This is a genomic window from Staphylococcus sp. HL28 (assembly GCF_021117155.1).
In the GTDB taxonomy this organism is placed as follows: domain Bacteria; phylum Bacillota; class Bacilli; order Staphylococcales; family Staphylococcaceae; genus Staphylococcus; species Staphylococcus warneri.
This window is the reverse complement of the sequence record NZ_CP088218.1, coordinates 34,413-58,284: the sequence shown is the minus strand read 5'-3', so window position 1 is coordinate 58,284 and position 23,872 is coordinate 34,413. Positions and strand designations below refer to the sequence as shown.

General features: G+C 30.8%; 15 protein-coding genes and 1 pseudogene. 2 read left to right on the top strand and 14 right to left on the bottom strand.

From position 1 onward, the window contains the following. Positions 1 to 188 precede the first annotated feature (188 nt). The gene (lip, locus tag LPC11_RS00225; protein ID WP_023374425.1) at positions 189 to 2,390 is read left to right on the top strand and encodes a YSIRK-targeted triacylglycerol lipase; all 2,202 of its coding nucleotides are present in this window, start codon (positions 189 to 191) and stop codon (positions 2,388 to 2,390) included. A gap of 126 nt (positions 2,391 to 2,516) precedes the next feature. Here lip and LPC11_RS00220 read toward each other — a convergent pair whose 3' ends face one another. The 9 genes from LPC11_RS00220 to LPC11_RS00180 all read right to left on the bottom strand — a co-directional run bounded on the left by LPC11_RS00220 (position 2,517) and on the right by LPC11_RS00180 (position 12,012). Further along, the gene (locus tag LPC11_RS00220) at positions 2,517 to 2,954 is read right to left on the bottom strand and encodes a hypothetical protein (RefSeq protein WP_023374426.1); all 438 of its coding nucleotides are present in this window, start codon (positions 2,952 to 2,954) and stop codon (positions 2,517 to 2,519) included. A gap of 145 nt (positions 2,955 to 3,099) precedes the next feature. Next, entirely contained in the window at positions 3,100 to 4,422 is a 1,323-nt protein-coding gene (locus LPC11_RS00215) for a PrsW family glutamic-type intramembrane protease (protein ID WP_023374427.1), read from the bottom strand. A gap of 392 nt (positions 4,423 to 4,814) precedes the next feature. Then, a complete protein-coding gene (locus tag LPC11_RS00210) occupies positions 4,815 to 5,051 on the bottom strand; it encodes a hypothetical protein (RefSeq protein WP_226956352.1) in 237 nt (78 codons plus the stop codon). Positions 5,052 to 5,237: 186 nt separating this feature from the next. Then, positions 5,238 to 6,287, bottom strand: a complete 1,050-nt coding sequence (locus LPC11_RS00205; RefSeq protein WP_104681493.1) for a PTS sugar transporter subunit IIC — start codon at positions 6,285 to 6,287, stop codon at positions 5,238 to 5,240. A 662-nt stretch (positions 6,288 to 6,949) separates the two neighbouring features. Beyond that, on the bottom strand, positions 6,950 to 7,348 hold the full coding sequence (locus LPC11_RS00200; protein WP_023374431.1) for a hypothetical protein: 399 nt from the start codon (positions 7,346 to 7,348) through the stop codon (positions 6,950 to 6,952). Between the two features lie 190 nt (positions 7,349 to 7,538). Then, the gene (locus LPC11_RS00195; RefSeq protein WP_023374432.1) at positions 7,539 to 7,949 is read right to left on the bottom strand and encodes a phosphate-starvation-inducible protein PsiE; all 411 of its coding nucleotides are present in this window, start codon (positions 7,947 to 7,949) and stop codon (positions 7,539 to 7,541) included. Positions 7,950 to 8,178: 229 nt separating this feature from the next. Beyond that, positions 8,179 to 9,156 carry a LacI family DNA-binding transcriptional regulator gene (locus LPC11_RS00190; protein ID WP_023374433.1) on the bottom strand — a complete coding sequence of 326 codons (978 nt, stop codon included), beginning with the start codon at positions 9,154 to 9,156 and terminating at the stop codon, positions 8,179 to 8,181. 136 nt (positions 9,157 to 9,292) lie between these two features. Beyond that, positions 9,293 to 10,708 carry a glycoside hydrolase family 32 protein gene (locus LPC11_RS00185; RefSeq protein ID WP_023374434.1) on the bottom strand — a complete coding sequence of 472 codons (1,416 nt, stop codon included), beginning with the start codon at positions 10,706 to 10,708 and terminating at the stop codon, positions 9,293 to 9,295. A 2-nt stretch (positions 10,709 to 10,710) separates the two neighbouring features. Further along, the gene (locus tag LPC11_RS00180; RefSeq protein ID WP_023374435.1) at positions 10,711 to 12,012 is read right to left on the bottom strand and encodes an MFS transporter; all 1,302 of its coding nucleotides are present in this window, start codon (positions 12,010 to 12,012) and stop codon (positions 10,711 to 10,713) included. A 247-nt stretch (positions 12,013 to 12,259) separates the two neighbouring features. On the opposite strand from LPC11_RS00180, the gene LPC11_RS00175 reads away from it, so the two are divergent. Beyond that, positions 12,260 to 13,240: a tRNA dihydrouridine synthase gene (locus LPC11_RS00175; RefSeq protein WP_023374436.1), complete on the top strand. Its 981-nt coding sequence runs from the start codon at positions 12,260 to 12,262 to the stop codon at positions 13,238 to 13,240. A 288-nt stretch (positions 13,241 to 13,528) separates the two neighbouring features. Here the strand turns inward: LPC11_RS00175 and LPC11_RS00170 are convergent, their stop codons facing one another. The 5 genes and pseudogenes from LPC11_RS00170 to LPC11_RS00150 all read right to left on the bottom strand — a co-directional run bounded on the left by LPC11_RS00170 (position 13,529) and on the right by LPC11_RS00150 (position 23,799). Further along, positions 13,529 to 16,165, bottom strand: coding sequence for an AAA family ATPase (locus LPC11_RS00170; protein WP_023374437.1), 2,637 nt, complete (start codon positions 16,163 to 16,165; stop codon positions 13,529 to 13,531). 12 nt (positions 16,166 to 16,177) lie between these two features. Further along, complete coding sequence (locus tag LPC11_RS00165) at positions 16,178 to 16,855, bottom strand: zinc ribbon domain-containing protein (protein ID WP_023374438.1); 678 nt, start codon at positions 16,853 to 16,855, stop codon at positions 16,178 to 16,180. Positions 16,856 to 17,911: 1,056 nt separating this feature from the next. Continuing rightward, entirely contained in the window at positions 17,912 to 21,034 is a 3,123-nt protein-coding gene (locus LPC11_RS00160; protein ID WP_231307296.1) for a type I restriction endonuclease subunit R, read from the bottom strand. After that, the gene (locus LPC11_RS00155) at positions 21,018 to 22,301 is read right to left on the bottom strand and encodes a restriction endonuclease subunit S (protein WP_023374440.1); all 1,284 of its coding nucleotides are present in this window, start codon (positions 22,299 to 22,301) and stop codon (positions 21,018 to 21,020) included. The genes LPC11_RS00160 and LPC11_RS00155 overlap by 17 nt, the downstream gene beginning before the upstream one ends. After that, positions 22,291 to 23,799 (bottom strand): annotated as a pseudogene (locus LPC11_RS00150) (type I restriction-modification system subunit M). Before LPC11_RS00150 ends, LPC11_RS00155 begins: the two are co-directional and overlap by 11 nt. Positions 23,800 to 23,872 lie beyond the last annotated feature (73 nt).

Genomic DNA, 23,872 nt, shown 5'->3' with positions numbered 1-23,872 from the left:
GTGTTGCTTACACGTACCTTTGTTTGATGGAACTTTAAGAAGTTGTAAAGAGAAATTTATATTACGTTCATAATCTTAATTTATGATGGGGGTGTCGTCGGATTTTCTGAAATACGTTGTTAATCTGTCGGCATTTCATTTTAAATGTTGCTCATAATCCAGATTTAACAGATAGAGGTGCTAATAACATGAAAAACAGAAAGAATTCTTATAGTATTCGTAAGTTAAGTGTAGGTGCATCTTCCATCATTGTTGCATCTATGTTATTTGTTGGAGCAGAATCTGCACAAGCAGCAGAAACTGAACCACAAAATCAAACTACTGTACAAAATGTTAAAGAAACAACTGAATCATCTAACTCTGATCAAACGCAACAACAACCTTCAGAACCAACAAAAGCGAAAGATTCTGATACAAATAATACGAATGTTGAAAGTCCGAAGTCTAATTCGACACAAACGTCAACGCAAGATACTGACAAAATGCATGATACATCAACTAATCAAACAAATGAAAACTCTAAAAATATTAATCATAAAAATAATGACGTTTCACATGAAACTACAAAGGCAAATGAAACAGATCAAACGTCATCTCAAGACAATTCAGAACAATCTCCTGAAGTCGACTCAAATGAGAAATCAACTTCAAATGACAAATCAACTCCAACCAAACAAGAACCTAACAATACAAAGCAAGATATTGATAAAACATCTAAGCCTAATGAAGATTCAAAACTTGTACCATCAAAGTCAGATATAACATCTAAAGCAGATAAACAAGAACAGTCTTCTAAAGAACCTGTTGAGGATAATGCTCAAAAAAATAAACATGTATCACAAGAAGATTCATCTATAGAGAAACAAGGTACACAAGAGATCCCGCAGACTGACTCGCATAAAGATGTCAATGTAACACCTTCAAAGTCATCATCAGAACAACAACCATCTACAACACAACATATCACGGCTAAAGATTCTAGTGCTTCACAAGAGGTGCCAGTTCATTCACTAGATTCATCTAAACAAGATCAAACGACATCCACTGAAAGCCATATCAATTTAGATGACCTTGATAAGAAAGCGACAAAAGATAGCACACCTGCAGATAATGACGATGATCAATCTAAAGATGGTCTAAATACATTAACTAAAAATGCGGTAGCCATACATAACAACAAATCCAAAGCACAGGCTACTCAACCTACTAAAGACCAGACGAATAAGGTAGCGCCTCAACAACAGTATAAAAATCATGACCCTATTATACTTGTACATGGATTTAATGGCTTTACAGCTGATAATGGACCTGGTTTAGGCGATAGTAATTATTGGGGTGGCGATCGTCTTAACATCACACAAGAAGCACGTGCAAAAGGTTATAACGTGAGTGAAGCTAGTGTAAGTGCATTAGGTAGTAACTATGATCGCGCAGTTGAATTATACTATTATATCAAAGGTGGCACTGTGGATTATGGTGCAGCACATGCGGCTAAATATGGTCATGAACGTTATGGCAAGTCTTATGCAGGTGCCTATAGAGATTGGAAACCAGGCCAAAAAATCCATTTAATTGGTCATAGTATGGGTGGACAAACTGTTCGTTTATTAGAAGAAATGTTACGTAATGGAAATCCCGAAGAAATCGAATATCAAAAACAACATGGTGGTGAGATTTCACCATTATATAAAGGTGGACAAGATAACATGATTTCTTCTATTACTACATTAGCGTCACCTCATAACGGCACACACGCCTCTGATTTACTAGGTAATGAGGCAATTGTGAGACAAGCTGTTTATGATTTTGCGAAATCACAAGGTAATAAATTCTCTCGTGCTGATCTTGGTTTAACTCAATGGGGATTAAAACAGAGACCTGATGAAACTTATATAGACTATGTAAAACGCGTTGAAAATAGTAACTTATGGAAGACAAAAGATAACGGATTCTATGATTTAACAACTGAAGGTGCACAAGAGTTGAATAATCATACGTCACTCAATCCGAATATAGTTTATAAAACATATACTGGCGAATCATCTGACCCAGATAAAAATGGTATCCATCATCGTAATAGTCATATGAATATTAAATATTTACCAACAACCAATGTAATTGGTAAATTAGATGATAAAGCTTGGCGAGAAAATGACGGCCTAGTATCAGTAGTTTCGGCACAACATCCATCTAATCAAAAATATGTCGATGCTACAGATCAAATTCAAAAAGGCATATGGCAGGTCACACCTGTCCAACACGATTGGGACCACGGCGACTTTGTCGGAACGCAAAAAGATGAAAACGGCATCTCAATCGAGCAATTCCAAGGCTTTTGGGATAACCTATTAAACGACGCTGTAAGAAACGAAAAAGAGACTGATCAATAAACATTTATAAAAATTAAGACCCCTTCTATATTTAAACAAATAGCCAATATAGAAGGGGTTATTATTCTATTTTATAGATATATTTAATGATTTACTTTTAATCTTGGAATTATCTAAATTCTTCATCTAATGAACGGTTTCTCCTGGGACACCACCTTGGCCAACATCCCCAGCCGGACTGCCATTAATTGTTTCTGGTTTACCATCTCCGTTATCATCCGTATAGTCGTAAACCTCTATTTCAGGCATCGTTTCATCAGAATGTTCTTCCTTTTCATCGATTTTTCTTTTTGTTTTAGGTTGAGTATCCGCTGTATTTGTTACAGGCTGTTGAGGTTGGCTTACTGGTTGATTAACAGTATTTTGATTATTTTGCATTGTATCGTCAGGTGTTTGTTTATTACTTTCTTTAGTAGTTTTCTTTTTTGATTCTTTATGTTCTGTTTTATGCACTTCTTTCTCTTTAGTTATGATATTTTTATAAGAAGAATATCCCCATAAACCAGTTGCCAAGATTATAATAACTAAGCATACACATGCTAAGATAGACAAAAATATTTTCATCGTTTCCCCCCGTTATTTAATTCTTCCAAAACCCTATTCATATTGTTACAAACTATTACAGTACCTTCATATGGTGTAACTTTAAATGTCGTCGAACTAGCTATATTTCTCTAGAAAAATAGCTATACTATTCATTGATAAATTTTCATTGTTTTTCTTTATTTTCAATATATTCTTTCTGCAATACATTTACTTGAGTCAACCCAGATTTCATTAATATAAATATAAAAATCCATGCAATAACTATTAAAATAATTAATTTTAAGTTATAACTTCCTAAGAATGTGATTGGTGCATCCCAAATAAAATGTAAAATAACAGAGATAAAGAAGAAAAATAGAAATCGTTTATCAAGGATATTAGACCAAGTAAACTGACTAGTATTTTTCACAATAACCACAGCTGCTCCAATAATCGCTGCCCATACTAAATGACCACCTAAAGCAGACCATCCTCTTAAAATGATAATTTCAATCATTACATTAAGATCAACTGTTTGATCACTCGCGAAACTAAGTTTCAATATATATCCTGCCGTTTCAAATACAGCAAAACCAGCACCTATAGAAGCACCTATTAATATACCATTCAAAATTTTATTGGTTCTTTGATAGTTAATAAATAAAACAACTATAATAGCTTTGCCTATTTCCTCAACTAATCCAATTAAAAATGCATCACCCATTGTCATAATTCCATACATTTCAAGATCGTCACTAAAAGATACAAATTGATATAGCACAAGCGTGCTTATTAAAGAAAAGACCCCACCAACAAAGAACATTTTCAAGACTTCAAAAAAACTAATATTACGAAATGCATTGGATTCAAAGAAAAATATTACTCCAGAAATAGGAACGATTAGTGCTCCAATAAATATCATACCTGGAATACTATTTTCATTACCAAACATTTTTGCTAAAAACCACAAGCCAATAAAAGTAATTAATAGTGATATGAATACGCGTGAAAATACCCATGGTTTTCCCCATTCTTCTGAAACCTCTGTAATATGTGGTGTAGTACTTTGTGTACCAGCTATAAACACATCATCTGATTCATGCTTTGAATGAAACTTAAACACTTGGGAAAACATATCTCTCAAATTTAATTTAAGAATTTCATCATTTCCAGCTAATCTACCTATTGATTTTGTCGTATTATTGAATAGATTTTTAGCTTCCTCAGTAATATTGGTATTATTAGCGACTTCTCTTTCAATATGTTGATGACTATGATTATAGGTTTCATTAGATGAATATTGCATAGATTCATTTAATTTAAATCCACAATTGATACAGAATTTATCATTAGATTGGACGGTTTCATTACAATTTGGACATGTTAAATTATTATTTGTATCTACGTTTTCCTTCATAATGGGCTTTTCCACAGTTAAATTGGTACCACAATGTTGACAAAATTTATCATTCTGACCTACTTCATTTGCACATGATGGACAAATCATTTAGTTGCACTCCTTTTTATAAATTTAATTCTAATAAAAATATATTAACTTATTTTGTAACAACTTACTATATATTTTTTAAAGTTATGTATAAATATTTCTTATAATTTAAACTTTTTTATTTACAAATTAAAAAGGCTCACATGGTGATATATAAGCCTTTGACATATGTTAGAAAAACGATGCTATAAGAAACGAAAAAGTAACTGATCAATAGTGTGAGTTGTAGAAAGTCATAATATAAAACAAATGCCAATCCACCTATCATTAAAGGTGAATTGGCATTTTTACTATTGCACATTAACTACGCGTTACTTTCCTTGATAGCCTCATATAATTCTACAAATTTTTTACCTTCTTTACGTGACACGTAATCAAATATCCAATTTTCATTATTTTTTTTCGGTTATTACTATTCTATACGGGCTAAATGATAAACCAAATTTCAAACTCTTAATTTCATTAAAGTAAAATTCATTTTTAATCTCTGAACCTTTCAGTAATCCATCTGCTTCAAAATAAATCATGTCTTTTAGTAAATATAGTGTACCGGGAACGCCTTGAGATGTAAGTAATTTCATTGAAACTTGAACTTTATACACTGGGTGCTCTAAATTAATTTCCATCATATCACTCCTCTCATTAATTTAGTATCTACGATTAATAATGTTCTAATCAGACTGAACTTTTAAACTATTTATGCTTATTTATTTCTTAATAAAACTATACCCTGAAATATTTTTGAAATAGTCATTTTATATAGAAAAAGGCAACTTCTATCTCATTCATAGAAATTGCCTTTGGCTTATATAAAGTTATTTAAAAATAAATACATCTGGTTTATAGAGTTTCAATATTTTCACAAATAGATAATTGAAAAAGATAGCTGATATGATTGGTACGATGACATAAGTTATCGCAATCAGTAGCAAGCCACTACCCATGCTAGTACCTAATAAGTTTAATGATTTAATTGGACCTACTAATCCAATTAAACCAAACCCAGCCGAATCAGGTGTACCTTTAATATTAAGCAAACCGCCTACTAGTCCTGATACTGCAGCAGTACATGTAACGGGTAAAAATATAATAGGATGTCGAATGGTATTAGGCATCATTAATTTAACGGCACCGAGTAACACTGAAATCGGAACACCTACTTTGTTAACACGCCATGCCCCTAGCGCTAGCATAATAGCACTGGCAGAGACCCCTACAGCGGCTGAACCTGCTGCTAGTCCTGAAATTCCAATGGCAATACCAATACCAATCGCAGATATCGGTGACACAATAAGAATAGAGAATATCACTGCAATTAGAATTGTCATAATGATAGGTTGTGTATTCGTTAAACTATTAACAACACTACCTATGCCCACTGTTATCAATTTGGTATAAGGCAGCAATAACAATCCTAAGAGGCCAGGAATACCACCGGCAACGATGGGTAAGATAATCATATTTAAACTACCTGCACGGTCTCCGATAATTAAAATAATACCTACTGCGATTGCTCCGGTAATCATAGTATTAATTAAATCTCCGATACCTGTAATGACCCATTGGTGATTTGTAATTGTCGTTGCGCCAGAACCGACAAATGTTGCTGCACCAACCACAGCTGTTTGTAATTGTGTTAAATTAAACTGTATCGCAATTAAGACACCCGTTAATATTGGAATTGTATATTGAATGCCTTGAACTACAACTACTATTTTTGAAAATATCTCATTATACTGACTTAAGTATTTACTCAAATCTCCTAAAATCGCGTTAGGAAGCATACCTACAACGATTGCTATCGCTAATCCATTTAATATATTAAATAAAAATGATCTGGGTGTAATCCATTGTTTTTCGCCCATAATTCAAATACCTCATAGTTTCTTTCTTTATTTTAAAGTACGTGACAACGAACCTTTTAATAAAAAAACACTCTCGTCGAACTCATACATAAACGTATGAATTTATACGAAAGTGTTTTAAGTTATGATTATAATACCATGATTTTTTAGAATAGCAACAGTTATTTTATACGATTGTTTGGGCTATATAATGTGAGTTGTTAAAAAGCCCCATACTACAATATGAAAGCACCTATTACATAGACCATAAGTAAACAATATATGTTGAGTATCAACGCTCTTTGAATATGTTAAATAAATTTTCCACCTAGTTATCAACTACTAAATTGGATTAGGTGTTTTTACACTTTTATAACAACATGTTAACTTAAGGTGGAATATTTAGTTTTGCCGTTTTGATTAAGTTTGAATAGGCTATCTAAATCATATAATTAACCTTTACTTATTCACAAAAGGAAGATACATATGAAACGAAAAATAAGAAAGCGTATATATCTTACCCTTATGGCTATAAATTTAATTACCGTGCTTATAATTATAGGGTTCACTGAAATGCCCTATAGCGGCAGACAATATTTCGGCTATGCTTTTACAATATTACTGACACTATATTGTTTAGTTCCAAGTACGAAAGACAAACAAAATGACGATGATCATTAAGTTTATTTAATACTACCTATGCCTTTAAGCGCTTCATGATATGGTAAAGTTAATTCGTTACATGTCATAACTTTTCCTTCATCGTTAAATGTAAACTCTGCATACACTTCTATGATGCCTTGGTTTCCATTCTTTTTCTCTACTTCTACGTCATAACGTAGAAACACTTCATTTTGATCTTCATCAATGATCATCGTTTTAAAATAACTGATTTTCAAACTTGAAACAACTTCTTTTAACTTTTTAAGATGTGCTTTAAACTCATCAAAATTAGTGGAAACATGATCTGTTGTTTGTACGTATGTGGGCGCAAAATATTTATTTATTTTATCCAAATTCAAATCAATTAAGATGTCATTATAAAGTGATTTTATCGTAGTTTTTAAGTCTATTTTGTTCATGATAAAAACTCCTTTAATCAATTATTGTATAATTACAATTGAAATTATTCTATTTCAATAATAGTGTAACAATAAAATAAATAACATACATCTTTCATCTTAAGAGTATCGTATATCGCTTAGTTCCATAAATATAAAAAGGGAACAGTGCGTTCACACATGCTTCCCTCTTAAAACTTAATATTTGATTTTAATCAATCGTAAATTTTCGTAAACAGTACAGTGAAATCGTTAGTATAAATATACTTGCGACTAACAAGATTGTCTCAGTAGCATCGCTATGTTCTACTATAATAATTCTGACAATCGCTGTAATACCGATATAAATAAAGTACTGTAACGAAAAATGATAATTGTGTTTGAAATATTGAATAATGAGTAGAATAAACTCAATATACATGAATGATACCAATAAATCTTCAATCACTTGGCTATATTTCAAATCTTTATCTTGTAAAAATAAGTTTTGAAAGAAACCAAAACATTCGGTAAATAAAAATATAACAAGTGTTACCGCAATGAAGCCAATGCAAATATTAACCGCTAATAACAACAATTTAGAAAACTGTTCACTTATCTTTTCAGGCGTATATTTCTTCATCTTTTCTCCTTAATGAACCCTTCACTATTTAACTTATAGTAAATAGATTATTCAATTCATTTTAGCATAATATATCGTTTTATTTTCTTTTAATACTTTAACTAATATTTAGTACTAAATAATCAGTTATCTTAGCATCAACATATACTGTAGTAAAACTGAATACTGCTTAATTCAAAAATCCTAATATTAATTTTATACATGTTTCCCATCATAAATACAAATACATCTAACTCGTCGTACCTTGCCATAGTTTAACTGGTAATATCATATGTTGTTCAGTTTCTTCATTGTTGATACGTTGTTCTAAAGCGTTCACTGCTTGTTGTGCTATGCTATCAATAGGTTGAATAATCGTTGTCAGCTCCGGATGCATATGCCTTATTAAATCCGTGCCATCATAACCTATAATTTTAAGGTCTTCGGGAACTCTTTTATCATAAGATAAAGCTATATTATATATTTGAATTGCGTCAGTATCATTAGATGCAAAAATACCATCAACTTCTGGATGTTCTTCAAAAATCTGTTTGAATTTCTTAGCTTTTTCCTCAAAGCTTAATTCAAAATCAATGGTATATGTTATTGGTTTAAAACCATGTTGACTCATAGAGTGTTCGTATCCAGACTGTCTTAAATTCGCAGTTGTATTTACATCGATAGGTCCATTTGTGTGAATTATGTACTTTGCACCTTTTTCTATTAAATGTTGCGTTGCTAAGACACCTCCTTCAAAATTATCAGAGCGTATATCCGGAATGTCTTCATTGACTACTCTATCTATAGCTACGATTGGAAGATTTCTATTATTGTACTGTTCAATACCAATATTATGTGTACCTACAATCAAACCATCTAATTGATTAGAGAGTAATTGGTTAATATAATGTGTTTCCTTTTCACAGTCATTCATTGAGTTTCCTATTATAACGATATACCCCATATCATAAAGTTTTCTTTCAAGTTCTAACACTAATTCCCCAAAAAAAGGATTCGATACAGTTGGAAATAATAACCCGACGATATTCGTTTTTTGATTATATAATTGTCTAGCAGCAGAATTGGGCTGGTAATTTAAAGTTGTCATTGCTTGATAGACTTTATCTTTAGTTTCGTCACTAATATATCCACGATTATTCAATACACGTGAAACAGTCGTTTTAGAAACTTGAGCTAATTTAGCTACATCTTCCAATTTCGGTTTCATCAATATCTACTCCAATTCATTTGAATTCCTATCTTTATTATGCACTTTTCATAAACATAATTCGACATAAAAATAAGAGTTAAGCATAGGCACTCAGTGGCAACATATACTCAACTCTATTTTAACTTACGTGATGCTATTCAAATTGTATGGTTTGATGTTCCAATTCATAAATTGAAGTGATGACCTCAATATTTTGTTGTGATGATAACCATACTTCTGGGGCTGTTTCACTATAATACCTTTCTGTAAATACCGCTTCTCCTTCGTTTATAAATATTTCAATAGAACTTGTATCGATATATATCTGTAAATCTAATGTTTCAGTAGTTTGAATCATCGCATATCTATAATCACCTATATCATAACGATGTAACTTGAATTTCTGAAATTCACTATCAAACTCTAAAGATAATAAATCACCTTGCTGATTTTTTAAATTCAATATAAAGTCTGAAGCCAACATTTTTAGATTCACTTCAGCTTGATGTTTACCTTGTAAAAGCTTTATAGGTTCACTCAATGTATATTCTTCGTGTTTTCCCTCATCAATTCTTAATGACTTTAATTCTTCAACTGGACGCATGTATAAGTGATCGCCTTTGAGATAAAGTTCACGTGGTAAGGTTAACGCACCTGACCAACCATCTTCTTTTTCCGGCATATTAGCTTCCCACATAGCCATCCAACCAATTAAAATCCTTCTACCATCAGATGTTTCCATAGTTTGTGGTGCATAAAAATCATGTCCATGATCCAGTTCTTTAAATTGTTGTCTAGTCAATTTGTAAGTATCATAATCAAAATCACCAACAAAATAGCCGTTTTGGAATAAATTTAAATATTGTTCTTCTTCAGCTTCCATACCTTGCGGCGAAAATAGAAAGACATGTTTCCCATTCAGTTCAAATAAATCAGGGCATTCCCACATATAGCCTTCTGTCATTTGACCATTGGATTGATCTACAGGACCAAGATATTCCCACTCATATAAATCCTCAGAACGATATAAGATAATACGTCCTAATTCTCTATCATTTTGACTACCTACTATCATGTAATAATAGCCATGATGTTCCCATACCTTTGGATCTCTGAAGTGATGTGTATTATCTTCAGGTGGGGTAGGAATGATTGCATTTTGTTTATATTTTTGAAAATGAATGCCATCTTCACTATAAGCCATATTTTGATTTTGCCAAAAATGATCGGGATCATCGTCATTATAATAATGGTGACCTGTATAAAATAAATACAACTTATCATCTTTGACTATACCTGTACCAGAGAAACAACCATTTTTGTCTTCTTCATCTCCAGGTTCTAAAGCAATCGGTAATGTTTCCCAATGAACTAAATCTTTACTACGTGCGTGTCCCCAATGCATTGGTCCCCATTCAGGTGCATAAGGATAATATTGATAAAATATATGATAATATCCATTAAAATATGAAAAGCCATTGGGATCATTAATCCAACCATACTTAGGCATAACGTGATAACCTAAACGATACCTTAAATTAGATACTTCTAATGTATTTTGTTCTTCCATTGTTATCCAACCTCCTTCTCTTTATGTAAGTCTTTAATAAAAGGATCACCATAAACATACTCATTATCTTTTCTTAAAGTAAAGAATGCGAAAATTCCTGCTAATAAGACAATCGCTGATATAACGAAAAATGTAGGTTGATAACCTATATGATCTCGTAAAATTCCTAATGGACTAGATAAAACCACTTGTCCTATTTGAGCAGAAACGTTATATCCAACCATATAAATCGTTGCTGATAATTTAGTATCAAAGTGTAATGTAATATATCTAAAAATAGGTAATACAAATAGTGGTACCTCTAATGCATGAAACATTTTAATAAAAGAGACACTAACAGGACCACTTGCAATACCACATAATCCTATACGTAAAAACATTACCGTTACACCTAGTAACAATGTTTTACGTACACCTATTTTCATCATAATGACAGGTACAACAGCCATCATAATACTCTCAAAAAATACTTGTACAGAGTTAAGCGTGCCATACGTTTGTTGCCCCATACTTACCGTTGGAAATAATTTTGTGTAAAAATCTGGGAACATTTGTTGGTCAAATATAGTATAAAAAGACCAAGAAAACATAATAAAAATGATAATAACCCATAGGTCTTTCACTTTTAATAATGAGACAATTTTATTGAATGATGGTACTGCCTCACTATCGCCCTCTTCAATATGTTCTTTTATATCAATTTCTTTTTTAGATTTCCAGAATATTAATATTAATAATAATATGAAGCCTAGAACTGAACCTAACCAAAAATTAAGATGTGGATTTTTAACAAAAGTAAATCCAGCTACAAGCGCCATAATTGCATAACCAAATGACCCCCATGCACGTGCTTGTCCATAGTTAAAGTTAAACATACGACTAAATCTTTCACCAACAGCTTCAAATACACCTACAGCAGCTAAAAAGCCACAAGAAAGGAATATTGCACCGATAGGAACACCTATCCAAAAATGACTTTGAATCAATGGTGCATAAACCCATATGAAGAATGGACCCACTAAAGTTGAAAATATCGCACAGAAAATAAGTAATCCACGCTTGATGACAAGTTTATCTTGTATAACTCCATAAAAAAACATTAATATCAAAGTTACGAAAGAATTCGCTGAATAAATGATACCTACCTGTCCACCATTTAAACCTAAGCCGTTACTTTCAGAGGTTAACCAAATTTGGAAGAATGACCACCATATACTCCAAGAGGCAAAAAAGAGCATAATCATAACTGAACTTTGTAAATAATATCTATTTTTAAATGGTGCAATTAAACGGTTGAGTTCCATAATATATCCCCTTTGTATTAAGAAATCGATTTATTGACTTTAAGTGTAAACGCTTTCTTAAAATATGTCAACCGGATGGCATATTGTATATAAACCTTCTAAATTAACATTAATAGATAGTACTGCCATAAATATTGATACAGAATCATATTTCGTCAACTTCACTTTGTATATCTCCTCCCTTTGTGGTAATATCATTATGCGTAAAATTGCGAGATACTAATAAAGAAGAAGGTTTAAATATATTATGAAGGAAAATTTTTGGAGTGAATTGCCACGGCCATTTTTTATTTTGGCACCTATGGAGGACGTGACGGATATTGTCTTTCGTCATGTGGTGAGTGAAGCAGCGAGACCTGATGTGTTTTTCACTGAATTTACGAATACTGCAAGCTTTTGTCACCCTGAAGGGATTCACAGTGTGCGTGGTCGCTTAACGTTTAGTGAAGATGAACAGCCTATGGTAGCGCATATTTGGGGCGATCAACCTGAACAGTTCCGTGAAATGAGTATTGGTTTAGCAGAAATGGGATTTAAAGGTATTGATTTAAATATGGGCTGTCCTGTTGCAAACGTGGCTCAAAAAGGTAAAGGTTCTGGCCTTATTCTTAGACCTGAAGTTGCTGCTGAAATTATTCAAGCAACGAAAGCGGGAGGTCTACCGGTAAGTGTTAAAACACGTCTTGGTTTCTATGAAATAGATGAATGGCGTGATTGGTTAAAACATGTCTTCGAACAAGACATCGCGAACTTATCGATCCATCTACGTACACGTAAAGAAATGAGTAAAGTTGATGCGCATTGGGAATTAATTGAAGCGATTAAACAACTACGTGATGAGATAGCACCAAATACTTTATTAACAATTAATGGCGATATTCCAGATAGACAAACTGGACTTGAACTAGCTGAAAAATATGGCATTGATGGTGTGATGATTGGCAGAGGCATATTCCACAATCCATTTGCCTTTGAAAAAGAACCACGCGAACATACAAGCGAAGAACTACTAGGTCTATTACGATTACATCTCTCATTATTCCAAAAATATGACAAAGATGAAGACCGACAATTCAAAAGTTTACGTAGATTCTTTAAAATATACGTACGTGGCATTAAAGGTGCGAGCCAACTACGTCATCAATTAATGAATACGCAATCTATCGCTGAAGCACGCGAATTACTAGATGAATTCGAAGCACAACGAGAAAAACATATAGAATCATAATTAATTTCAACACATAACAATCCCCTGTTAATTACTTAGTTAACAGGGGATTAGTATATGATTATGTCTCTATAATAAATAGGGCTAATAAAAAAATTAATAGATTTTTGTTTTGAATATGAAAAAAACGCAATTATCTCTAAAACTAAAAGTGACCAAACTAATAATCAAAAGAGATAATGTGCCTATAGAAAATATTATATTAAAAATTTTAGATTCGCATTCCCAAGTAACTTACTATTCCTTATGAAATAAATATTCAGTTTAATAGTTTGAAGAATTAACATTTTAAACTAAAAGCATACTTTTTATTGTTTGATCATTAATTACTGTTAAATTACCAGCAGTGTCATTAGAATTAATCACTTCATTTTTATGAATAGCTAAAAGCTCTTGAACAAAGTTTCGAGCCCATCTACCATTTGCCTTTTTAGAATCTTCAAGACTACTATATTTATCTTCAACCACTTTTCTTAGTAAATTTTCATTAAATTTCCATTGATCATTAGTCAAACTTAAAACAACAATTTCAGCTATCTCTTTTGGGGAATAATCATCGAAATGTATTTTATAAGGAATTCTAGATTGCAAACCCTCATTAGAAGTTAAGAATCGTTCCATATCATCCTCATAACCAGCAAATATAGCAATAAATTTGCCTCTATTATTCTCTAGCTCTGTAATAAGCGTCTCTATTGCTTGAATACCAAAATCATTACTTGATTTATCTTTAGGCATTAATTGGTAAGCTTCATCAACAAATAGAACGCCACCTATAGCTTGTTCAACAATACGTTTAGTATTTTTTTCAGTGTGACCAATATGACTACCAATCATCTCACTACGTTCTGTTTCAATTAAATGACCTTTAGAAATTATTCCTAATTGATCAAAAATCTTTGCTAATAACTTTGCTACTGTTGTTTTACCTGTTCCTGGTGAGCCAGTAAAAATCATATGATAATTGCTAGTTGTAGTTATTTTTCCTTGTTGTTCTATCATTTGATTAAACTTGACTTCATTAACAATAGTATTAACATGATCTTTAACTTTCTGTAATCCTATTAAACTATCAAGCTCACGAAGCAATGACTGTAGTGTTTCATTATTACTATTTTTTTGTTTACTAAAAATTTCAAAGTCTTCATCAATAATAGTAATTAAAGATTGGTTATCAAGATATTCTCCACTTTCAGAGATACGTTGCATTTGGTGTGTTGTCAATTTCTCATTAAAATTACGAACCCATCTACCATTGCTATTGTCGAAATTAAACCTATATTCTCTTTCTAAAAATTCCTCATATTTAGCTTCATCAAATTCATAACCTTTTTCAAATAAATCCTTACAACCTATTAAATATAATTCCTCTATATTATAATCTTCAAAATTAAAAGTATTCGGAATTCTAGAAGATAAGCCCGGATTTGAATTTACAAAATCCACCATCTCATTTAAATATCCAGCAAATATTATCATGATTTTCTCTCTATAATCTTCCATATATTTAAGAATAACATCAATAGCTTCTTGGCCAGCACCTTTATCTCCTTCATTATTCACTAATGTATAAGCTTCATCAATGAATAACACGCCATTTTTAGCTTTTTCTAAAATTTCTAAGGTTTGGGTGGATGTTCTACCTACATATTCAGATACTAAGTCTTTTCTAGATACTTCTATAAAATTATCACTTTCAATTACACCTTCTTCGTATAACGCACGTGCAATTAGTCGAGCTACTGTTGTTTTACCTGTTCCAGGGTTACCTACAAATAGAGAATGCATTGAAGGTAAGTGTTGTTGAATACCTCTTTCTTTTTTTATTTTATTTATTCTAGCAACATTTATAAATTGATTGGTAGCTTCTTTTACTTGTTCTAAACCTATGAGATTATTTAATTCATCTAATGCACTAATTTGAGTATAGTTATAATCATTAAATTCTTCATTACTAATGTCTTCTAAATCGTCGTTTTCTATTCTAAAAAAACTGTTAAATTCTTCATCGCTAATGTCTTTAGAATCTTCGCTTTCAACATATTCTTGATTGCTATAACTATTCTTTTGTATTATTTGATTAATTGGTTCTTCTTCTACAAAGGAATTCATTTTAACTTGTTCATCACGATTGATTAATTGTATTCCTTCTCCAATAGCATCTGAAAAATCATCTAGCTCTACTGTAAAATCACCAATAGTATTTGTTGTTAATTTATTAATTGAAATATAGCTTTCTTTTAAAATAGCAAATGCTTTACCTGAAAGAATATTTAAATTTTCTATTAAAATTTGTCCATTCTTTCTAGCATATATATCGTATTCAAAATTTTCATTTTCAATATATAAGTCCTTAGCTTTTATATCTGCTTCATTTAAGGCAGATATAAATCCAATAATTAGAGTATTTTCAATTTCAGTATGAGCATAATCATCTGTTCTCATTCCCATTATTAATGAATTAAAAATGAATGCTCTAGAGTTACCTAAGTACATCCCCCCAGGTCCTCTTGTACTATTATTTTCTAATGTTACATTATTTAATACTATATTACTATTTTGTCTAGCAATTAAAGATACTTTCTTAGATATGCCTTTTACAATAACATTATTCAATTCTACGTTACTATTACGTATCGCTAATGCATTTTTAGCTAAATTTGTTGCATCAATAGTTAAATTTTCTAAAATTACTTTACTATTTTCAATTTCAAAAATTGTTTCTAAAATTGTTTCTTCAGGAGCTGTTTCCCCTCGAAGCTTAATACTTAAATTACTAATCACTATTCCGTCATGATAAACATGAGATTCATCTTTAAGACTATCAAATACTATTACATCTTCATTTTTAGCTAACCCATCTCGAATAATTCTTTCCAAGCTTACTTTTCTAAAACCTTTACCTACAAGTATTGGTTTTTTCATTACTAATAACTCCTATCCTATTTTTTTTGCTAAGTTATATAAATAAATTAATGCGATAATACCTAAGATACATGAAAAATTCCAAATAAGAAGTAAAAATATATACTTAATCGCAAATTTTGCAGTAGCAAACATACAACCTAAATTTCCTATATCATTAATATAATTAGACTTATTAATAAACTTTCTAATAAAGTGGTCTACAACGCATATAATAAATGGAAACAAAATTAAATCTAAAATTAAAATAAACACATTCATCTGAATTTCCATCCAAAAAACATATAAACAAAAAAATACTATTGAAATTATGTATCTTTTTAACCATTCATTGTAATCATCTAATTTAAAAATATTTGTAAAATTTGTCTTAAAATTAGTTCTCATTCTATTTGAAGAGGCCCCGAAATGTCTTTTATTGCTCTCTATAAAGTCTTCATTATCATTCACTTTAGTATATACCGCATTAGACGATGCTCCAAATTGTTTTTTAAAGTCATTATCTTTAACTTGAGTACCTTTTTGTTCTGAATTATAACTTTGATTTCTCTTTGCTCCAAACTGTTTCTTAAAATCATTCGAATTATGGGGAGGACTTGTTTTATCTTCCTTTATTTCTACTTCTTTTCCGCAATTAGGACAAAACTTTTGTGATACATTTATTTCTTCTCCACAATTATTGCATTTCACTAATCATCATCCTCTTATACTTTAAATATTCAACCAATTATATTTTAATTGCAAACTACATTTTTAATTTTAATAAAATAATTCAGTTTTGTCACTACAATATAAAAAATTAGATTATAGTTAACTATTTAATTGAACATAATACTCAAAAATTAAATTTTATTTACAACAAATGAATGATAGTAAGTATTTTGAAAATCAAAAACTAACTATAACGGATACGTTATTTTAGATCTAATTTATACAGATTTAGTGAAATAATTCTTGATTCATGTCTCACTATCATATTTTAAATAAATAATACATTCTTTACTGCTTATATATATTAGTAGACAAATTTTTCATTCTTGAATCGAATAATACTAATAATTTCATCCACTTGTAGTCCAACAGAAATAAGATTGTTACAGCCTTTTAAATTTTTCGCTCGATAGTAAATAGTTGAACATAATTTGATTTAATAACAATGTCACTTGCTATTTTTCGAAAATTTAGTTCTAAATACGAATAATTAAATTTATTTTCGTATTTATACTGTTTACAATCAATATTTCTCTATAATTTTTAACGTAGTGTCATATCTTTATTAATATTACCTATAAATCACATATCAACTAGGTATTTATTCTCTCCTACTGACTAATATTTTTAGTAACCTTTTGTACTAGTCTGAAGTTAATAGTTTGCCATTACTGTTATTAGGAGATTTATTCTTTAATTTTTTAGATAGTATATACTAGAAATCTTTTTTGTAGAGTTCAACAGGATTATTAAATTCGCTATAAATATATTCACAAATGATATATCTATTAATATCGCCTGCTCTTGTCTGATAACCTGTCTCGGTCTGGTTATATGTATATCTATTTGCTAATATGCCACCACTTTCTTTTTTGGTTTAGTAATATATTTAAAACTAGCCGAAGGTATACAGTTGGATGGTATTTCTTTCCCATGATTACTGAGATATTAATCCTTAAGTAATTTAAAATAAAAGAAATGGGAATTCCTATTTTCTTAATAGAAATCCCCATAATATACAAGTATTAATTATTTTTATTGTTGACTAGCCATTAACTCTGCCTGTTCTACTACTTGCTCAACTGCCATTTTTTGTAAATCTGGTGGATAACCATATTTCTTTAAGAGTCGTCTAACTTGAACTCTCATTTTGGCTTTAGCACTGTCACGTTTTGACCAATCTACACTCATATTTTCTTTTACTGTTTTAGTTAATTCATGCGCAATAGCACGTAACTCTTTATCACCCATTACTTCTTTAGCTGTTTCATGCGAAGCTAATGCATCATAAAACGCTATCTCTTCAGTATTCAAGCCTAAATCTTTCCCTCTTTGTTGTTCTTGATTAATCTCTTTTGCCATTTGAATCAATTCTTCAATAACTTTAGATGCCTCAATAGAACGGTTATTGTATTTTCGAATGGATTTACCAAGCATTTCAGAAAATTGTTTAGATACTGTAGCATTTGTTTTCATTAAGGACTTCACTTGTCCTTTTAATAATTTATTCAGTAATTCAACAGCGACATTCTTTTGCTTTAATCCCTCTACATCTTTTAAGAACTCGTCAGATAAGATTGAAATATCAGGATTTTCTAAACCAAGAGTTTGGTAAATGTCTACCACTTCTTCAGTAACAACTGATTTAGATATTAACTGATTTATTTCCGCTTCAATTTCAGCTGGCGATTTTTTTTGTTTATTATTTTCATTAGGTGGCTCTAATAATTTCACAATACCTGATTTCACAGCTTTTAAAAATGCTATTTCACTATTCAAATCTTGCGCGGCATCTTCAGTTGAACACAATGCAAAGGCTTTACTAAGTTCAGTTACTGTTTTCACAAATCTTTGTCTTTCATCTTCTCCCAAACCAATAACGTAATCCATTGTATTGGTTAAAACATTATATCTTTCTGACTGTTTTTCAGATTCAAAATTTGAATAGTCATGGTTATACAACATATCTTGTATAACATCGTATTTCAATAACATAATTTCTACTGCTTTGTCAGTATTGACTCCTGTTTGTTCCTTATCAGAATCTGTATACTCTTTTAAGGCTTCTTTTAGACTTTCTGCTATACCTACATAGTCCACAATTAAACCACCTGGTTTGTCTTTAAACACTCTATTCACACGAGCGATAGCTTGCATTAAATTGTGTCCTTGCATTGGCTTATCTATGTACATAGTATGCATAGACGGTACATCAAACCCTATTAACCACATGTCTCTTACAATAACAAGCTGCAATTCATCATTTACATCTTTCATACGATTTTCTAAAAGGTTTCTTCGTTTTTTAGGTCCAATATGTCTTTGGAAATTTTGGGGATCACTTGATGAACCTGTCATCACAACTTTGATAACACCCTCATTATCATCATCTGAATGCCACTCAGGCTTTTGTCTTACAATTTCATCGTATAAATCAACTGCAATACGACGACTCATAGTGACAATCATACCTTTACCTTTCATAGCTTTTTGTCTTGTTTCAAAGTGCTTAATAATATCAGTAGCTAATGTATGAATACGTTGTTCTGAACCTGATAATGCTTCAATACGCGACCATTTAGATTTTAATTTACTTTTGACATCATCTTCTTGTCCAGATGTAATCTCATCATAAGCAGCATCTATATCTAAATTTTGAGGCAAGTTTAAAGGTATTATTCTGCTTTCATAATATATTTTGACTGTACTACCATCTTCTACAGCTTGTGTCATATCATACACATCAATATAATTTCCGAATACCATTTGTGTATTTTTATCTGTGGAGGATACAGGTGTTCCTGTGAATCCAACAAATGAAGCATTCGGTAAAGCATCTCTTAGATATTTCGCATAACCATATTTAACGCCTTCTCCTTTATCATCATACTTAGCACTAAAGCCATATTGAGTACGATGTGCTTCATCTGCAATAACGATAACGTTTTTACGTTCCGTTAAAGCATCCATTGTAACTTTTCCATCTTCAGGTTCAAACTTTTGCATAGTTGTAAAGACAATCCCACCTGACTCAACAGATAATAAATCTTTAAGTTCTTTTCTTGAATTAGCTTGTTTAGGTGATTGACGTAACAACCCTTTACCAGAACGGCCTTTAGACTTTGCAAACGTACTAAATAATTGGTTATCTAAATCATTTCGGTCAGTTACCACAACCAAGGTAGGGTTATTTAATTTCTGTATTAACTTTCCAGAGAAAAATACCATCGTTAAACTCTTACCAGATCCTTGTGTATGCCAAATGACACCGCCTTTACCATCGCCATGCTCAGAGCTTGCTTCCATTGCGCGTTCAATAGCTTTATTTACAGCATAGTATTGATGATATGCCGCCAAAATTTTAACAATATTTCCCTTACCGTCATCTTGGAATAGAATAAAATGACGAATTAAATCTAACAATACTTCTTTATTGAGCATACCATGTATTAAAACCTCTAAACTCGCTAGTGATGATGAAGATTCAGTCTTTCCATCTTTCGAACGCCAAGTCATAAATCGATCATAATCTGCTGTTAAAGAACCTGCTTTCGTATTAATCCCATCACTCGTTACTAATACAGCATTATGATTAAATAATTGAGGAATTCGAATTTTATAAGTCTCTAATTGATGATATCCATCTTCTACACCAACAGACTCGTTAGTTGAATTCTTAAGTTCAATAACTACAATTGGTAATCCATTAATAAACAACACAATGTCCGGTCTCTTATTATGATCTGCATTAACAATAGTCAATTGATTAACTGCTAGAAAGTCATTATTTTCTGGGTTACTAAAATCAAAAATATAGACTAAGTCATTGACTGTTTCACCATCTTCATTATAGTGTTCTACTTCAATACCATTTGTTATCATTTCATGGAAAGTACGATTGATTTCCAATAAACTAGGCGATTTTTCTATTGATATTTCACGGATAGCCTGTTCAATAGCATTGTTGTGTAAATCAGGATTAATACGTCTTAAAGCCGCTTCTAAACGATTATCAAGAACAACATCTTTATCACTTTCACGTTCAGGAGTAATCCCTTTATCACTAATTTCTCGACCATTTTTAATGGTATAACCAAGTCCTTCAAACCATTCAAGTGCTACTTGTTCTAAATCATCCTCGCTAAATTGAAAGTTCATCTGTATCCACCTCAATATCATCAGGAATTTCTATTTCTCCAGACATTAGTTTTGGAAGAAGCGTATCTCTTAATTGAAATAATTTTGAGTTTTCTTCACTTAATTCTATAGATTGTAAAATCATATTCTCACATTGACTATAGTATTTTTTAATTAGTCTAGTATTAGGTATAACTATTTTATGTTTAGTAATGTGCTTAGTGTTTATATATTTCTGTGCTGAACCTAACGATTTGGATAAAAATTGTTGTCTCGTATATTCTGAATTAAGTAAACTTTGTAAATAAGTTAACAAATATTTATTATAAACTCTAATTCGAAACATTCTCTGATTTAATACAAAGTAATCTGGTTTTGTTATTCTCACAGTTCTACCTAAAATATTCATTTCTTGCGTTCTATCTGTCATTACCATAACTAAATCATTTGTTTTTAATAGAAATTTTTCTTTTTTTTGATCAATATCTTTTTTATTAATATATTTATCCTTATTAGTAGTTACATATTGAGAATTAATATTAATATTTCCGAGATCCATTACAAAGTAGCCGCTATCGCTATATCCTGTTTTATAAAAAGCGTATCCATTTTGACAATCAGCAACTTCATCAATACTTTTAATAAACCAATTTAAAGGTATTTCTCCTAATTCACTATCAATCATTTCGCCTCCACTAGATTTATAAGGATTACCATTTTCATCTGGAAATTCAAAGTCGATAAACCAATGTTTAAATAAAGTTTGTGAAAGTTCTTCCAGATTTGCTATTATTTTAGTATTATAAGCAATTTTATTATCTAGAGATTTCCCTAGATCACTTATAAAGTTCTGATGTTTTATATTTCTAGGAACTTGAATTTCAAATTCCATAATAGCTTCTTTATCCCCACGAGGCATTTTAGTCCCTTTAGAAGTTTGATTCATATATTGAAAAAATTTATCTTGTGATAAGTAATAATATAAATAATTATTAGAAATATTTTTATTGTTAGAAGTAATATTTAATACATCATTAGAAGTACCACCAACATTATCGGCTTGCCAAATTTTTTTAAAATAGGGTCTAATATTTGAAATTAATATGTCATTTTCAATGTATTTTTTTACTGTTTTACTATTCGGTAAATTATTTGCGTTTTGTTTTCCTTGCTTATTAGGCAATAAGTTTTCAGTAGATATATAATTTGATGTAGTTAATTGATTAGTTGGAATTCTCTCATTTTTATATTCAGCTAATTCTTTTAAACGATATTTATTAAACTCCATAACCTAATTCCTCCAATGAAGCACGAATTTGGCCTTCTAGTTCTTTAGATTTTGTAAATTGTTTACTCAAATCAACTGTAATACGTTCCATCTTTTGTTCAAATAGCTCACTATCTTCTTCATTAATCAAACCTACATAACGTCCTGGTGTAAGTATATAATCATTATTTTTAATTTCTTCTATACTAGCAGCTTTACAGAAACCTATAATATCTTCATATTGTTTATTACTTGTTCCTCGCCAAGAATGATATATTTGAGTTACTTTTTGAATATCTTCATCCGAAAATTTTCGTAATTTTCTTGATACCATATATCCTATTTTACGAGCGTCAATGAATAATATGTTGTTTTCCTTCTTATTAGTGATATTTTCACCCTTATTATTAGTAATCAACCATAGGCAAACTGGTACAGTAACCGAGTAAAAAAGATTGGATGGTAATGTTACAATACAATCAACCAAATTATTTTCAATTAAATTTTTGCGAATTTCCAACTCACTTCTACCACTTGAAATTGAACCATTAGCTAAAACGAAACCAGCAGTACCATTTGGTTTTAATTTAGATACAATATGTTGAATCTAAGCATAATTAGCGTTATTACTTGGCGGAATACCAAATTTCCATCTATAATCATCTAAAAGTTTTTCTTGCCCCCAATCCTTAATATTAAATGGTGGATTAGCTAATATGTAATCAGCTTTTAATCCTTTATGTAAATCATTGTGGAATGTATCAGCATTTCTATCACCTAAATCATTATCAATTCCTCGAATTGCTAAGTTCATTTTTGCTAATTTCCAAGTAGTAGGGTTAGACTCTTGCCCATATATAGCAATGTCATCTAAACGACCTTGATGATTTTCAACGAATCTCTCACTTTGTACAAACATACCACCAGAACCACAACATGGGTCGTAAATTCTACCTTTATAAGGTTCAATCATCTCAACTAATAACTTTACGATTGATGATGGTGTATAGAATTCACCCGCATTTTTTCCTTCTGCACTTGCAAATTTAGCGATAAAATATTCATATACTCGACCCAATACGTCTTGTTTTTTACTTTCAGTATCTCCTACTTTAAAAGTAAATAAATCAATAATATCTCCAAGCTTTTCTTTGTCTAAAGCAGGTCTCGCATAATCTTTAGGTAAAACACCTTTTAAAGATTCATTTTCCTTTTCAATTGCTATCATAGCTTTATCAACGATTTGACCAATTTCTGGTCTTTTAGAATTATCATTTATATATTGCCATCTTGCTTCCTTTGGTACCCAAAATATGTTTTCAGCTAAATACTCATCTTGATCTTCTTCGTCTGCATAAGGATCTTGTTTCAATTCTTCATATTTTTCTTCAAATGAATCTGATACATATTTTAAAAAAATCAAACCTAACGCCACATTTTTATATTCAGCTGCATCCATGCTTCCTCTTAATTTATCAGCTGCTTGCCATAACTTTTCCTCGAATCCTATAGTTGCCATCCAATAACACTCCTTAAAATAACTATTAATACAAATATAGCAAAGTATTTCTAAATCATGAATACTTTGCATA